General features: G+C 72.9%; 10 protein-coding genes. 7 read left to right on the top strand and 3 right to left on the bottom strand.

All coding sequences use genetic code 11. The features are described from left to right. Window positions 1-19 precede the first annotated feature (19 nt). The 3 genes from OG357_RS29595 to OG357_RS29585 form a co-directional block, all read right to left on the bottom strand. A complete protein-coding gene (locus OG357_RS29595) occupies window positions 20-1,480 on the bottom strand; it encodes a glutamate synthase subunit beta (RefSeq protein WP_329624046.1) in 1,461 nt (486 codons plus the stop codon). After that, complete coding sequence (gene gltB / locus OG357_RS29590; RefSeq protein ID WP_329624045.1) at window positions 1,473-6,032, bottom strand: glutamate synthase large subunit; 4,560 nt, start codon at window positions 6,030-6,032, stop codon at window positions 1,473-1,475. The genes OG357_RS29595 and gltB overlap by 8 nt, the downstream gene beginning before the upstream one ends. Before the next feature lie 498 nt (window positions 6,033-6,530). After that, window positions 6,531-7,259, bottom strand: a complete 729-nt coding sequence (locus OG357_RS29585) for a VIT1/CCC1 transporter family protein (protein ID WP_317594256.1) — start codon at window positions 7,257-7,259, stop codon at window positions 6,531-6,533. 265 nt (window positions 7,260-7,524) lie between these two features. On the opposite strand from OG357_RS29585, the gene OG357_RS29580 reads away from it, so the two are divergent. The 7 genes from OG357_RS29580 (at window position 7,525) to OG357_RS29550 (ending at window position 15,683) form a co-directional block, all read left to right on the top strand. Beyond that, window positions 7,525-8,520, top strand: coding sequence for an ADP-ribosylglycohydrolase family protein (locus OG357_RS29580; RefSeq protein WP_024759535.1), 996 nt, complete (start codon window positions 7,525-7,527; stop codon window positions 8,518-8,520). Between the two features lie 254 nt (window positions 8,521-8,774). Further along, window positions 8,775-10,079, top strand: coding sequence for an ADP-ribosylglycohydrolase family protein (locus OG357_RS29575; protein WP_329625736.1), 1,305 nt, complete (start codon window positions 8,775-8,777; stop codon window positions 10,077-10,079). Continuing rightward, the gene (locus OG357_RS29570; RefSeq protein WP_329624044.1) at window positions 10,045-11,211 is read left to right on the top strand and encodes an ADP-ribosylglycohydrolase family protein; all 1,167 of its coding nucleotides are present in this window, start codon (window positions 10,045-10,047) and stop codon (window positions 11,209-11,211) included. Before OG357_RS29575 ends, OG357_RS29570 begins: the two co-directional genes overlap by 35 nt. Then, the gene (locus tag OG357_RS29565) at window positions 11,208-12,716 is read left to right on the top strand and encodes an ADP-ribosylglycohydrolase family protein (protein ID WP_329624043.1); all 1,509 of its coding nucleotides are present in this window, start codon (window positions 11,208-11,210) and stop codon (window positions 12,714-12,716) included. The genes OG357_RS29570 and OG357_RS29565 overlap by 4 nt, the downstream gene beginning before the upstream one ends. Further along, window positions 12,713-13,633: a ribokinase gene (gene rbsK / locus OG357_RS29560; RefSeq protein ID WP_329624042.1), complete on the top strand. Its 921-nt coding sequence runs from the start codon at window positions 12,713-12,715 to the stop codon at window positions 13,631-13,633. The genes OG357_RS29565 and rbsK overlap by 4 nt, the downstream gene beginning before the upstream one ends. Then, window positions 13,630-14,871, top strand: a complete 1,242-nt coding sequence (locus tag OG357_RS29555) for a CaiB/BaiF CoA transferase family protein (protein ID WP_329624041.1) — start codon at window positions 13,630-13,632, stop codon at window positions 14,869-14,871. The genes rbsK and OG357_RS29555 overlap by 4 nt, the downstream gene beginning before the upstream one ends. After that, complete coding sequence (locus OG357_RS29550; protein ID WP_329624040.1) at window positions 14,868-15,683, top strand: HpcH/HpaI aldolase/citrate lyase family protein; 816 nt, start codon at window positions 14,868-14,870, stop codon at window positions 15,681-15,683. Before OG357_RS29555 ends, OG357_RS29550 begins: the two co-directional genes overlap by 4 nt. The last annotated feature ends 50 nt before the right edge of the window (window positions 15,684-15,733 follow it).

The raw sequence follows: 15,733 nt of genomic DNA, 5'->3' as shown, positions 1-15,733 counted from the left end.
AGGGGGTGATCCGGCGGGATCAGACCGTCAGCGAACGGTCCGTCGGGCGGATCGGGGCCGGCAGCGAGCTGGCTCCGGTCAGGTAGCGGTCCACGCCACGGGCGGCGGAGCGGCCCTCGGCGATGGCCCACACGATGAGGGACTGGCCGCGACCCGCGTCACCGGCGACGTACACGCCATCGACGTTGGTGGCGAAGTCCGCGTCACGGGCGATGTTACCCCGCGCATCCAGGTCCAGACCAAACTGGGCGACCAGACCGTTCTCCACGTCCGTGCCGGTGAAGCCCATCGCGAGCGTGACCAGCTGGGCGGGGATCTTGCGCTCCGTGCCCGGCTTCTGGGTCAGCTTGCCCTCGACGAACTCGACCTCGACGAGGTGGAGGAACTGGACGTTGCCGTCCTCGTCGCCCTCGAAGTGGGTGGTGGAGACGGAGTAGACCCGCTCGCCGCCCTCCTCGTGCGCCGAGGTGACCTTGTACAGCATCGGGAAGGTCGGCCAGGGCTGGCCGGCGTTCCGGTCCTCGCCCGGCCTCGGCATGATCTCCAGCTGTGTGACCGAGGCCGCGCCCTGGCGGTGCGCCGTACCGACGCAGTCCGCGCCGGTGTCGCCGCCGCCGATGACGACGACGTGCTTGCCCTCGGCGGTGATCGGCGGGGCCACGAAGTCGCCCTCGACGACCTTGTTCGCCAGCGGCAGGTACTCCATCGCCTGGTGGATGCCGTTGAGTTCGCGGCCCGGGACGGGCAGGTCACGCGCGGTGGTGGCGCCGGCGGCGATGACCACGGCGTCGAACCGCTTGCGCAGGTCCGTCGAGGTCAGGTCGCGGCCGATCTCGATGCCGGTACGGAACTTGGTGCCCTCCGCGCGCATCTGCTCGATGCGGCGGTTGATGTGCCGCTTCTCCATCTTGAACTCGGGGATGCCGTAGCGCAGCAGGCCGCCGATGCGGTCGGCGCGCTCGTACACGACCACGGTGTGGCCGGCCCGGGTCAGCTGCTGGGCGGCGGCGAGACCCGCCGGGCCCGAGCCGATGACGGCGGCGGTCTTGCCGGACAGGCGCTCGGGCACCTGCGGCTTGACGTCGTTGGCGTCCCAGGCCTTGTCGATGATGGAGACTTCGACGTTCTTGATCGTGACGGCCGGCTGGTTGATGCCGAGCACGCACGCCGACTCGCACGGAGCCGGGCACAGGCGGCCGGTGAACTCCGGGAAGTTGTTGGTGGCGTGCAGACGCTCCTGCGCCGCCGACCAGTCCTCGCGGTAGGCGTAGTCGTTCCACTCGGGGATCAGGTTCCCGAGGGGGCAGCCGTTGTGGCAGAACGGGATGCCGCAGTCCATGCAGCGGCCGGCCTGCTTGCTGATGATCGGCAGCAGGGAGCCGGGAACGTAGACCTCGTTCCAGTCTCTGACTCGCTCGCCCACCGGCCGGGTCTTGGCGACCTCGCGCCCGGTGGTCAGGAAGCCCTTGGGGTCAGCCATTGGTCGCCGCCTCCATCATCTTCTCGGTGGTCTCGGTCTCGGAGAGACCGGCGAGCTCAGCGGCGTCCTTGGCGGCGAGCACTGCCTTGTACGTGGTGGGGATGATCTTGCTGAACCGGGCCGCCGCGGCGTCCCAGTCGGCGAGGAGCTTCTCCGCGACCGTCGAGCCGGTCTCCTCCTGGTGGCGGCGCACGACGTCGTGCAGCCACGCCTTGTCGGAGTCCGACGGGGTCTCGACCGCTCCCAGGTTGCCGGAGTTGACGTTGTCCCGGTCGAGGTCGATGACGTAGGCGACACCGCCCGACATGCCCGCCGCGAAGTTGCGGCCGGTCTCGCCGAGGACGACCGCCGTACCGCCGGTCATGTACTCGCAGCCGTGGTCGCCCACGCCCTCCGAGACGACCAGCGCGCCGGAGTTGCGGACGCAGAAGCGCTCGCCGGTGCGGCCGCGCAGGAACAGCTCGCCGCCGGTCGCGCCGTAGCCGATCGTGTTGCCCGCGATGGTCGAGTACTCGGCCAGGTGGTCGGCGCCGCGGTCCGGGCGGACGACGACGCGGCCGCCGGAGAGGCCCTTGCCGACGTAGTCGTTCGCGTCGCCCTCCAGGCGGAGGGTGACACCGCTCGGCAGGAAGGCGCCGAAGGACTGGCCGGCGGAGCCGGTGAAGGTGATGTCGATGGTGTCGGCCGGGAGGCCGGCGCCACCGAACTTCTTCGTCACCTGGTGGCCGAGCATGGTGCCCACGGTCCGGTTGATGTTGCGGATCGCGACCTGGGCGCGGACCGGCTGCGCCTCCTCGGCGGAGGCGGCGTTGAGGGCCTCGGCGGCGAGCTGGATCAGCTCGTTGTCGAGGGCCTTCTCCAGACCGTGGTCCTGCTCGATCAGGGCGTGGCGGACCGCGCCCTCGGGCAGCTCGGGCACGTAGAAGAGCGGCTCCAGGTCGAGACCCTGCGCCTTCCAGTGCGTGACGGCACGGCTGGTGTCGAGCAGCTCGGCGTGGCCGACGGCCTCTTCGATGGTGCGGAAGCCCAGCTCGGCGAGGAGCTCGCGGACCTCCTCGGCGATGAACTCGAAGAAGTTGACGACGTACTCGGCCTTGCCGGAGAACCGGTCGCGCAGCGCCGGGTTCTGGGTGGCGATGCCCACCGGGCAGGTGTCGAGGTGGCAGACGCGCATCATGACGCAGCCGGAGACGACGAGCGGCGCGGTCGCGAAACCGAACTCCTCGGCGCCGAGCAGCGCGGCGATGACGACGTCACGGCCGGTCTTGAGCTGGCCGTCGGTCTGGACGACGATGCGGTCGCGCAGGCCGTTGAGCAGCAGGGTCTGCTGGGTCTCGGCGAGGCCGAGCTCCCAGGGGCCGCCCGCGTGCTTCAGGGAGGTCAGCGGGGAGGCGCCCGTTCCGCCGTCGTGGCCGGAGATGAGGACGACGTCCGCGTGGGCCTTGGAGACACCGGCGGCGACCGTGCCGACGCCGACCTCGGAGACCAGCTTCACGTGGATGCGGGCGACCGGGTTGGCGTTCTTGAGGTCGTGGATCAGCTGAGCCAGGTCCTCGATGGAGTAGATGTCGTGGTGCGGCGGCGGCGAGATGAGGCCGACGCCGGGCGTCGAGTGACGCGTCTTGGCGACCCACGGGTAGACCTTGTGGCCGGGCAGCTGGCCGCCCTCGCCGGGCTTGGCGCCCTGCGCCATCTTGATCTGGATGTCGTCGGCGTTGACCAGGTACTCGCTGGTGACGCCGAAGCGGCCGGAGGCGACCTGCTTGATGGAGGAGCGGCGCGCCGGGTCGTACAGGCGGTCCGGGTCCTCGCCGCCCTCACCGGTGTTGGACTTGGCGCCCAGCTGGTTCATGGCGATGGCGAGGGTCTCGTGCGCCTCGCGGGAGATGGAGCCGTACGACATGGCACCCGTCGAGAACCGCTTGACGATCTCGCTGACCGGCTCGACCTCGTCGACGGAGATCGACGGGCGGTCGGCGGTGATGCCGAAGAGGCCGCGGAGCGTCATGAGGCGCTCGGACTGCTCGTTCACCCGCTCCGTGTACTGCTTGAAGATGTCGTACCGCTTGTTGCGCGTGGCGTGCTGGAGGCGGAAGACGGTCTCCGGGTCGAACAGGTGCGGCTCGCCCTCGCGGCGCCACTGGTACTCGCCGCCGATCTCCAGGGCGCGGTGCGCCGAGGGGACGCCGGAGACGGGGTACGCCTTGACGTGGCGGGCGGCGACCTCCTTGGCGACGACGTCGAGGCCGGCGCCGCCGATCTTGGTGGCCGTGCCGTTGAAGTACGTGGCGACGAAGCCGGCGTCGAGGCCGACGGCCTCGAAGACCTGGGCGCCGCGGTAGGAGGCGACGGTCGAGATGCCCATCTTCGACATGACCTTGAGGACGCCCTTGCCGAGGGCGTAGATCAGGTTCCGGATGGCCTGCTCGGGCTCCATGTCCTCGATGAAGGTGCCGGCGCGGACCAGGTCCTCGACGGACTCCATGGCGAGGTACGGGTTGACCGCCGCGGCGCCGTAGCCGATGAGCAGGGCGACGTGGTGGACCTCGCGGACGTCACCGGCCTCGACCAGCAGGCCCACCTTGGTGCGCTGCTTGGTGCGGATGAGGTGGTGGTGGACGGCCGAGGTGAGCAGCAGCGACGGGATCGGCGCGTGCTCGGCGTCGGAGTGCCGGTCGGAGAGCACGATCAGGCGGGCGCCGCCCTCGATCGCGGTGTCGGCCTCGGCGCAGATCGCCTCGATGCGGGCCGCGAGGGCCTCGCCGCCGCCGGAGACCCGGTAGAGACCGGAGAGGGTCACGGCCTTCATGCCGGGCATGTCGCCGTCGGCGTTGATGTGTATGAGCTTGGCGAGCTCGTCGTTGTCGATCACCGGGAAGGGCAGGGTGACGCTGCGACACGACACGGAGGTCGGGTCGAGCAGGTTGCCCTGGGGGCCGAGCGAGGAGCGGAGGCTCGTCACGAGCTCCTCGCGGATGGCGTCGAGCGGCGGGTTGGTGACCTGCGCGAAGAGCTGGGTGAAGTAGTCGAAGAGCAGCCGCGGGCGGGCGGACAGGGCCGCGATCGGCGAGTCCGTGCCCATGGAGCCGAGCGGCTCGCCGCCGGTGCGGGCCATCGGGGCGAGGATGACGCGGAGCTCTTCCTCGGTGTAGCCGAAGGTCTGCTGGCGGCGGGTGACCGAGGCGTGGGTGTGCACGATGTGCTCGCGCTCGGGGAGGTCGGAGAGCTCGATCTCGCCGGTCTCCAGCCACTCCGCGTACGGGTTCTCGGCGGCGAGACCGGCCTTGATCTCGTCGTCCTCGATGATCCGGTGCTCGGCGGTGTCGACGAGGAACATCTTGCCGGGCTGGAGGCGGCCCTTGCGGACGACCTTGGCCGGGTCGATGTCGAGGACGCCGACCTCGGACGAGAGGACGACGAGGCCCTCGTCGGTGACCCAGTAGCGGCCGGGGCGCAGACCGTTGCGGTCGAGGACCGCGCCGACCTGGACGCCGTCGGTGAAGGTGACGCAGGCCGGTCCGTCCCAGGGCTCCATCATCGTGGAGTGGTACTGGTAGAAGGCACGGCGGGCCGGGTCCATGGAGTCGTGGTTCTCCCACGCCTCCGGGACCATCATCAGGACCGCGTGCGGCAGGGAACGGCCGCCGAGGTGGAGCAGCTCCAGGACCTCGTCGAAGGAGGCCGAGTCGGAGGCGTCCGGGGTGCAGATCGGGAAGATCCGGTCCAGCGAACCCTCTCCGAGGATGTCGGAGTCGAGCTGCGCCTCGCGGGCGGTCATCCAGTTCCGGTTGCCCTTGACGGTGTTGATCTCACCGTTGTGGGCGACGAAGCGGTACGGGTGGGCCAGCGGCCAGCTCGGGAAGGTGTTGGTGGAGAACCGGGAGTGGACCAGGGCCACGGCGGAGGCGCAGCGGCGGTCCGACAGGTCCGGGAAGAAGGGCTCCAGCTGGCCGGTGGTCAGCATGCCCTTGTAGACGATCGTGCGGGCGGAGAGCGACGGGAAGTAGGTCCCGGCCTCACGCTCGGCGCGCTTGCGCAGCACGAACGCCTTGCGGTCCAGCGCGATGCCCGTGCTCTCCCCATCGGCCACGAAGACCTGGCGGAAGACCGGCATGGTGGAGCGGGCGGAGGCGCCGAGCAGCTCGGGGGCGACGGGGACCTCGCGCCAGCCGAGGACGGTGAGGCCCTCTTCGGCGGCGATCGTCTCGATCTTCGAGACGGTCTCGTCCGTGCCGTCCTCGGGGAGGAAGGCGATGCCGACGGCGTACGCACCGGCCTCGGGGAGCTCGAATCCGGCGACCTCGCGGAGGAAGGCGTCCGGGACCTGGAAAAGGATGCCGGCGCCGTCGCCGGAGTCGGGCTCGGAGCCGGTGGCGCCGCGGTGCTCGAGATTGCGCAGTACGGTCAGCGCCTGCTCGACCAGCGCGTGGCTGGCTACACCGGTGAGGGTGGCCACGAACCCGACACCACAGGCGTCGTGTTCGTTACGGGGGTCGTACATCCCCTGCGGAGCGGGGCGACCGTCCATGGGCGACCAGGCGTCGGAACGCATCGGCTCTCCCGTCGTCGTATTGGCATATGTAACTGCCGAGGGACGACGTTGGCCCTCCGCGAAATTTCGTGCAGGTTACATGATGGCTGGCTTCTCGCGAAGTGGATAGCTCATTCCAGCATGCGGACACCACCGACACGCAGTGGTGGTGCGTTCTCACCTATGGGATGCGGGAACAGGGACGTTTCCGCAGGGGACGGACCGGGGGGAGCCGGAGGATCTCCGGGCTTCCGGCGGTCCGTCATGGAGTGGGCCTCATTGCCCAACGACGCTCATGCCTCATTCCCGTTGGTCACGGGTTCGAAACCGCCGAGTAACCGGCTACTTATGTGGCGTCGTGCATAGTGTCTCATCGCGGCGGCGGATCGAGCCAGGGATATACGTCACAGCCGATACGGGCCTTACATCCCGAAAAGGTGCCCCGAAATGCCGGAAAGGCCCCTTGCGAGGCCCTCCCGATCTCCCTTACGGCTACGGAATCCGTTCCGATATCCGGAGCTACAGCGCCGCTCCGAAGAGCATCCCGAGCCCGTACGTCACGGCGGCCGCGGCCCCGCCCAGGACGAGCTGGCGCAGCCCGCTGAAGAGCCAGCCGCGGGCGGTCACCCGGGCCACCAGCGCGCCGCAGGCGAAGAGCCCGAGGAGCGCGAGCAGCACGGCGGGCCAGAGCGCGGTCGCGCCGAGCAGGAACGGCAGCACGGGCAGCAGGGCGCCGAGCGCGAAGGAGCCGAAGGACGACACGGCGGCGACCATCGGCGACGGCAGGTCGTCCGGATCGATGCCGAGCTCCTCGCGGGCGTGGATCTCCAGGGCCTGCTCGGGGTCCTTCGACAACTGCATCGCGACCTCGCGGGCGAGCGCGGGCTCGACGCCCCGGGACACGTACAGCGCGGCGAGCTCCTCCATCTCGTCGATGGGGTGCTTGCGCAACTGACGACGCTCGACGTCCAGTTCCGCCTGGACGAGCTCGCGCTGCGAGGCCACGGAGGTGTACTCGCCGGCCGCCATGGAGAAGGCGCCGGCGGCGAGTCCCGCGACGCCGGTGATGACCACGGTCTGCGTGGACACCGCGCCACCGGCGACGCCGGTCATCAGGGCGAGGTTGGAGACGAGGCCGTCCATCGCGCCGAACACCGCGGGCCGCAGCCAACCGCCGTTCACGTCTCGGTGCGTGTGGTTGTCGCGATGGGCCTCGTGCAGTGGCGCCTGGGCTTCGATGATGGACATGACTCTCCCCTTGTTCCGGCGGGCCGGGTCGCACCCGCCGCCCCCAACACCTCGAAAATACGCGCGATGTAAGGGGCCCGCCAGCAAGGCAGGCCGTACTTACTAAGGCCCCCCTTAGGAGTTGCGTGCCGGGTGAACCTGATTCTGGCGAGGTGTCAGCCGGGTGACAGAGACGTTTCTTCGGCGAGTTCGCGGCCCGCGGTGGCACAGATCCAGGCATCGGGGCGCCGAACTGCGCGCCCCCACCGAGGAAGGGGCCGCGAGAATGACGACCACGGCATGCGACACGCGTGAACGGGCGAGAGGGGCGCTCCTCGGCCTCGCCGTCGGCGACGCCCTCGGAGCCCCCGCGGAGAACATGCGCCCCTCGGAGATCCGCCGCCGATGGGGCCGCATCGAGGGCTTCGTGACGGACCGTCCGGCGGGCACCGACGACACCGAGTACGCGATCTTCTCGGCCCTGCTCCTCGCCCGGCACGGCTCGGCGCTCACCGTCCACCACGTCGAACGGGCCTGGCACCACTGGATCGCCGACCTCGACGAAGGCCCCTTCCGCGGTGCGGGCTTCTCGGAGCGCGGCACGCTGGAGAACCTTCGCCGGGGACTCGCCGCGCCCATCTCCGCCCAGCACCGCCACGCCTGGAGCGACGGGCTCGCGATGCGCGCCGCACCGTTCGGGGTCTTCGCCGCCGGACGCCCGGCGGAGGCGGCGCGCCTCGTCGCGATCGACGGCAGCGTCAGCCACGAGGGAGAAGGCATCTACGGGGGCCAGGCCGTCGCCGCGGGCGTCGCGGCGGCGATGGCGGGCGCGGGGGTGACCTCGATCATCGCGGCGGCCCTCTCCGTCGTCCCGATGGACTCCTGGACGGCCCGCTCCCTGCGCCGCGCGGTCGTCGCCGCCCAGCGCGTCCAGCCGGACCCGCTCACCCGCGAGCGTCAGGTCCGCTCGGCGGTCGTCATCGGCGGCTACCCGTGGACGGACCTGGCACCGGAGGCGGTGGGCCTGGCCTTCGGCGCCTTCGCGGCGGCCCGCGGGGACTTCCGTACGGCGGTCCTGACCGCGGTCAACATGGGCCGCGACGCCGACACGACGGCAGCGGTCGCCGGCGCCCTGGCCGGAGCGATGTCGGGCGCTCCGGCGATCCCGGAGGAATGGGCGACGGCGATCGCCCCGGTCACCGGCAGCTGCCTGCCCTCGATGCGCGGCTACCACGTCCTGGACGTCGCGGACCTTCTGACCCCGGAGGAGACCCTGTCATGAGCGCGGACATCACGATGGAACCCACGGCCGCCGACACGGCCACCGGGATCGCCGGGGCCACCGCCGCCGCCAGGACCGGGGCCACCGCCACGGGCGCGGCCGCCCACGTCCCCACCGGGGCCGCCGCCCCTGGCGCGGCCACCGCTGCGGGCGCCACCGCTGTGTGCGCCGCCACCACCGCTGTGGGCAATCGTCCCGCAGGGCTGGGGGAACCTCCCATGCGAAGCTCTGGGGGAGGGTGGGCACAGCCCCCGATGCCGGGTACCGGCCCCCTGCTCGGTGACCCGCAGGACCCCGCCCCGCTGCCGGGCGCCGACGCCCCGCCTGGATCCGCCCCGGTACGCGGCACCGGTTCGTGGGGCGGCACCCACGAGGCCCCGGAGCCCGAGGCCACCCGCAGGGCCGGCCGCGACGCCGTCGAGGGCCTCCTCCTCGGGCTCGCCGCAGGCGACGCCGCCGGCTGGCCCGCCGCCCGCCACCGCGCCGCCCGCATGCCGGAGTGGACCCGCCGCCTCACCCGCGAGCTCGACACCTTCGCCGAGCAGAACGCGACGACCACCCTCCCCGTCCCCATCGCCCTCAACCAGCCCCCCGAGCCCCTCCGCCTCGGCCCCTCCGACGACGCCGAGTGGGCGGCCTTCACCGCCGAGGCGATCCTCACCGCCTCCGGCCCCGTCTTCGCCGGCCTCCCCCCGGAGCGCCGCCTCCGCGCCGCCGTGGACCTCGCCTGGAACGCCCTCGCCGGCCAGGTCGCCGCCGCTGCCGACCGCGCCCCCGAGGTCGAGTCCGCCATCCTCCCCCTCCGCGCCCGGATCTCCGTACGCGCCGGGCTCGGCAACCTCGCCACCGGCCTGCGCCCGCCCGCCACCGGCCACGACAACCCGCACTACTTCGACGACGCCGCCTGCGTCCGCGCCGCCGTCCTCGCCGTCGTCCACCCCGGCGACCCGCGCGCCGCCGCCGAACTCGCCGAGTTCGACGCCCGGTACACCCAGGACGGCGACGGCGTCCACGGCGCCCGCGCGACGGCGGCGGCCATCGCCGCGGCGCTCGGCGGGGCGACGGTCGACGAGGCCGTCGAGGCGGCGCTCGCCGAACTCCCGCCCGTCACCGAGATCGGCCGCAACGCCCGGTACGCGGTGAAGCTGGCCCAGACGGCCGGTTCGGCCTTCGAACTGGTCCCGCTCCTGGAGCACCAGATCGTGGACCACGTCTACAGCTACGGGATCGCCGCGGCCGAGACCGTCCCGGTCGCCCTCGCCCTCGCCACCGCCGCCCGGGGCGAGATGACGGCCGCGGTACCGGCCGCCGTCTGCCTCTCCCGGGTCGCGGACTCCGCCCCCGCGCTCGCGGGCGCGCTCACCGGCGCGCTGGGCGGCGGCCGTTCGGTACCGGCGACCTGGCGCGAGGCCTGCCGGACGCTCGCGGGGTGCGCGCTGCCGCGGTTCGCGGGGACGGACCTGGTCGAACTCGCCGGGCTGCTAGGAGCCACGGAACCGACCACCTCAGGTGGACAATTCCGACATGACCCCCACACTGGATGTGCCCACCCTGGATGACCGGATCACCGGCAGCCTTCTCGGGGCCGCCGTCGGCGACGCGCTCGGCGGCCCCGTCGAGGGCTACACCCCCCAGCAGATCCTGGAGCGTCACGGCGGCCGCGTCACCGGCGTCGTCGGCCCCTGGAACGGCGACGACTGGCGCACCGCCCGCCCCATCGCGCCGTACCACAAGGGCGACGGGCACGTCACCGACGACACCTTGATGACCCACGCCCTGATCCGGGTGTACGAGAAGGTCCGCGGCCACCTCGACGCGTACGCGGTCGCGGACTTCCTCGTCCCCGAACTCATGGGCGCCCCCGTCTGGATCCCGGAGCTGGAAGCCGAGGCGCTCCCCCTCCAGCGGATCTTCCTCGCCGAGAAGTGGCTCGTGGCCCGGCTCCACTACGGCCACGTGGACCCGCGCGAGGCCGGCGACGGCAACATCGTCAACTGCGGCGCCGCGATGTACATGGCACCGGTCGGACTCGTCAACGCCGCCCACCCGGCGGCCGCCTACGCCGAGGCCCTCGACGTCGCCGGCGCGCACCAGTCCTCGTACGGCCGGGAGGCGGCGGGCGTGTTCGCGGCGGCGGTAGCGGCGGCGTGCGCACCGGGCGCCACGCCGGGCACGGTCGTCGACACAGCCCTGTCTCTCGCCAAGGACGGCACGAGGTCGGCGATCGAAGCGGTCGCCGAAGTGGCGGCCCGCCACACGGACTTCGAGTCCGCGCTCACTCCGCTCCGGACGGCGGTGGCCCCCTTCGACACGGTCGGCCCGGACTACCGCTCTCCCTCCCTGGGAGCCCGCCGCCCGTCTCGCCTGCACGCGATCGAGGAACTCCCGATCGCCCTCGGCATGCTCCTCGTCGGCGAGGGCGATTACCGCCGTACGGTCCTGGGCTCGGTCAACTACGGCCGTGACTGCGACTCGATCGCCACAATGGCGGGCGCGATCGTGGGCGCGCTGCACGGCGAGTCCGCCGTCCCCGCCGACTGGGCGAAACGCGTCGCGGAGGCGAGCCGGCTCGACCTGCACGCCCCGGCGGCGGCACTGGCCCGGGTGACGCGCGAGGTCTTCGCCCGGGACGAGGAGGCGCGCCGGGCGCACGAGTCGGCGTTCGCGACGCTGACGAGCGCGGACCGGTGAACCTCCGGCTGACCTGGGTGCAGCCGGAGGACCTGGTGGGCCACGAGCTCCGCCAGGCGGCGGAGGACGGCCGCGACACCCACGCGATCGCCACCCGCTGGGCGGCGGCGGGCGGCACCCCGGCCCCGGACACGGCCGGCGCCTCCGCCGAGCCCCGCCCGGACCTCCGCCCCCTCGCGGAGGAACTCCTGGACACCCTTGCGTCCCTCCCCACCCCCTCCTCGCACCACGAACCGACGTCGCTACCGAGCATCCAGGCACTGACGACCCCCCTCACCGCCCTCCCCCAGAGCTCCGCCCGGGTGGTACCCCCGCCCCCCAACCCTGCCGGGACCGGCGGCGGAGCACCCCGGCTCCCCCCGCGCGAAGCGCCGGGGACCCAGGGGTCCGGGGGCGGCGCCCCCGGTCTCGTCAGAGTTTCGGGAAGGGGCGGGGTGGGGGAAAGCAACGCCCTCCTCCACCGGCTGCACGCCGCCTGGCTCGGGCGGGCCGCCGGGTGTCTGCTCGGCAAGCCCGTCGAGAAGCTTCCCCTCCCCGCCATCCGCGCCCTCGCCCGCGCCGCCGGCAACTGGCCCCTCTCGACCTGGTTCACCGCCCGCGGCGTACCGCCCGAACTGCTCGCCGCCCACCCCTGGAACCGTCGTTCCGCCACCACCTCCCTCGCCGAGAACATCGACGGGATGCCCGAGGACGACGACCTCAACTACCCCCTCCTCAACCTGCTGCTCCTCCAGCGGTACGGCCGCGGCTTCACCACCGCCGACGTCGCCCGCCTCTGGCTCGACGAACTCCCCGCCGGCCGCACCTTCACGGCCGAGCGCGTCGCCTACCGCAACCTCCTCGACGGCGTCGAGCCCCCGCTCACCGCCGTCCGCCGCAACCCCTTCCGCGAGTGGATCGGCGCCCAGATCCGGGCGGACGTCCACGGCTGGACCCACCCGGGCGACCCGGCCGCCGCCGCCGCGCAGGCGTACCGGGACGCGGCGCTCACCCACACCGCGAACGGCGTCTACGGCGCCATGTTCGTCGCCGCCACCCTCGCCACCGCCGCTACCGGCACCGCCGACGTCCACCGGTCGCTCACCGCCGGACTCGGCGTGATCCCGCCCCGCTCCCGCCTCGCCCGGGCCGTCCGCCTCGGCATCGACTCCGCCCGCGCCCACGACGACTTCGACACGGTCGTCGACCGCCTGCACGCCGGGCTCGGCGGGTACCACTGGGTCCATGCCGTCCCCAACGCCGCCCTCCTCGCCGCCGCCCTCACCCACGGCGACGGCGACTTCTCCCGCTCCGTCTGCGCGGCGGTGTCGGGCGGCTGGGACACCGACTCCAACGGCGCCACCGCCGGTTCGGTCGCCGGGCTGCTCGCCGGTCACCCCGACCGGCTGCCCGAACACTGGACCACCCCCCTCAAGAACCGTCTCGCGACCTCGGTCCCGTCCTTCGACGACATCGGCTTCGACACCCTGGCCGAACTGACACATCTGGAGGCAGTACGCCCATGACCAGCATCGTCGTACTCGGCAGCATGAACATGGACCTCGTCGCCTTCGTATCGAGGGCCCCGGCCCGCGGCGAGACGGTCACCGGCCGCGCGTTCCGCACGGTCCCCGGCGGCAAGGGCGCCAACCAGGCCGTGGCCGCCGCCCGCGCCGGCGCCGAGGTGGCGATGATCGGCGCGGTCGGCGCGGACGACTTCGGCGTACGCCTCCGGGCCAACCTGGAGCACTGCGCGGTCGACACCGACCTCCTGCGGACCGCCGAGGGCCCGTCCGGCACCGCCCACATCGTCGTCGACGACGAGGGCGGCAACGCGATCGTCGTCGTCCCCGGCGCCAACGCCGCCGTCACCTCACTCAGCCACGGCGACGAAGCCCTCATCGGCACCGCCGACACCCTGCTCCTCCAGCTCGAACTCCCCCTCTCCGCCGTCACCGAGGGCGCCACGACCGCCCGCCGCCTCGGCGTCCGCACCGTCCTCACGCCCGCCCCCGCCCAGCAGCTCCCTCCCGAACTCCTCGCCGCCACCGACCTGCTGGTCCCCAACGAGCACGAGGCCACCGCGCTCACCGGACTCACCGACCCGCGCGCCGCCGCCCAGGCTCTGCTGCGGGACGTCCCCGAGGTCGTCGTCACGCTGGGCTCGGCCGGCAGCCTGTACGCGGCACGCGGCGCCGAGCCGGTCACCGTGCCCGCCCCCCGCGTCAGGGCCGTGGACACCACCGCCGCCGGCGACACCTTCGTCGGCGCCCTCGCGGTCGCCCTCGGCGAGGGCCGGCCCGTCCCGGAGGCGCTCGCCTGGGCGCAGACCGCCGCCGCGCTGTCCGTCCAGCGCGAGGGCGCGTCGACCTCGATGCCGTACCGGACCGAGATCGAGGCGGCCTTCGGCTCCCTCGACGACCTGGAGGCCGACCCCGTATGACGACCACCCCGCAGACCACCCCGCAGACCACCCCGCACACCGCCGCTCCCGCCGCACCGCCCCTCCACGGACTGCGCGTGCTCGACCTCGCGACCCTCTTCGCCGGACCGATCGCCGCCACGATGCTCGGCGACTTCGGCGCCGACGTCGTCAAGGTCGAGCACCCCCGCAAGCCCGATCCGTCCCGCGGCCACGGCCCCGCCAAGGACGGTGTCGGCCTGTGGTGGAAGGTCCTCGGCCGGAACAAGCGGACGATCACCCTCGATCTCTCCGCGCCGGGCGGCCGCGACACCCTCCTCAAGCTCGCCGCCGACGCCGACGTGATCGTGGAGAACTTCCGCCCCGGCACCCTGGAACGCTGGGGTCTGGGCTGGGAGGAGCTCTCCACCGTCAACCCGCGTCTCGTCCTCGCCCGCGTCACCGGCTTCGGCCAGTTCGGCCCGTACGCCCACCGCCCCGGCTTCGGCACCCTCGCCGAGGCGATGAGCGGCTTCGCCTCCATCACCGGCGAGCCCGACGGCCCGCCCACCCTGCCCCCCTTCGGCCTGGCCGACTCGATCGCCGCCCTCGCCACCGCGTACGCGGTGATGACCGCGCTCACCGCCAGGAACACGACCGGCCGCGGCCAGGTCGTCGACATGGCGATCATCGAACCGATGCTCTCCGTCATCGGACCCCACCCCCTCTGGTACGACCAGCTCGGCTACGTCCAGCCCCGCACCGGCAACCGCTCCCGCAACAACGCCCCGCGCAACACCTACCGGACCGCCGACGGCTCCTGGGTGGCCGTCTCCACCTCGGCCCAGTCGATCGCCGAGCGCGTGCTGCGCCTCGTCGGGCGTCCGGAGCTCATCGACGAGCCGTGGTTCGCCGACGGCACGGGCCGCGCCGAGCACGCGGACGTCCTGGACGAGGCGGTCGGCACCTGGATCGCGCGTCACACCCGCGACGAGGCCATGGCCTGCTTCGAGAAGGCCGAGGCCGCCATCGCCCCGGTCTACGACATCCGGGACGTCCTCGACGATCCGCAGTACCAGGCGCTCGGCACCGTCACCGAGGTGCAGGACCCGGAACTCGGCCCGATCAGGATGCAGAACGTGCTCTTCCGGCTCTCCGAGACCCCCGGGGCGATCCGCTGGCCCGGCCGCCCCCACGGCGCCGACACCGACGGCGTCCTCACCGAACTCGGCCTCACGCCCGCCGAGATCGACGCCCTCCGCGCCCGGGGAGCGGTATGAACGATATGGAGCGCCTGCGCACTCCCCTCACCTGGCTGTACGTCCCCGGCGACCGCCCCGAGGTCGTGTGCAAGGCCCTGTCGTCCGGCGCCGACGTCGTCATCGTCGACCTGGAGGACGCGGTCGCCCCGCACCGCAAGGCGTACGCCCTCGACGCCACGGTCGATCTGCTCGCCGACGCCCACCCCGTCCCGGTGCACGTCCGCGTCCACTCCCCGCTCGACATCCCCACCCTGGCCCCCCTCCCCGGCCTCTGCGGTCTCCGTGTACCCAAGGTGACACACGCCACTGACATCCACCGGATCGCCGGCCTCGCCCCTGGTCTCCCCCTCTACCCGCTCCTGGAGAACGCCCTCGCCGTGGAGCACGCGTACGCCATCGCCACCGCCCACCCCGCCGTGCGCGGCATCGCGCTCGGCGAGGCCGACCTCCGCGCCGACCTCGGGGTACGGGACGACCGGGGGCTCGACTGGCCGCGCAGCCGCGTGGTGGTCGCGGCCCGCGCGGCCGCCCTGCCCCCGCCCGCCCAGTCGGTCCACCCCGACATCGGCGACCTGGACGCCCTGGCCGCCGGCTGCGCCCGGGGCCGCGCGATGGGCTTCCTCGGCCGGGCCGCGATCCACCCCCGCCAGCTCCCCGTCATCGAGCGGGCCTACCTCCCCACCCCGGAGGAGATCGACGCGGCGCGGGAGGTCGTCGCGGCGGCCGCGGCCGACCGGGGCGCCCTGGCCCTCCCCGACGGCCGCTTCGTCGACGCGGCGGTCGTGGAGGGCGCCCACCGGGTCCTCGCCCTCGCCTCCCGCACGGCCTGAGCCCCGGCACGCGAAAGGGCCGCCGGAACCTCTCGGTCCGACGGCCCTTC

It is taken from the genome of Streptomyces sp. NBC_01255 (genome assembly GCF_036226445.1).
GTDB lineage: Bacteria > Actinomycetota > Actinomycetes > Streptomycetales > Streptomycetaceae > Streptomyces.
Note: the sequence above shows the minus strand (reverse complement) of the source record. Positions and strands in the feature narration are given on the sequence as shown.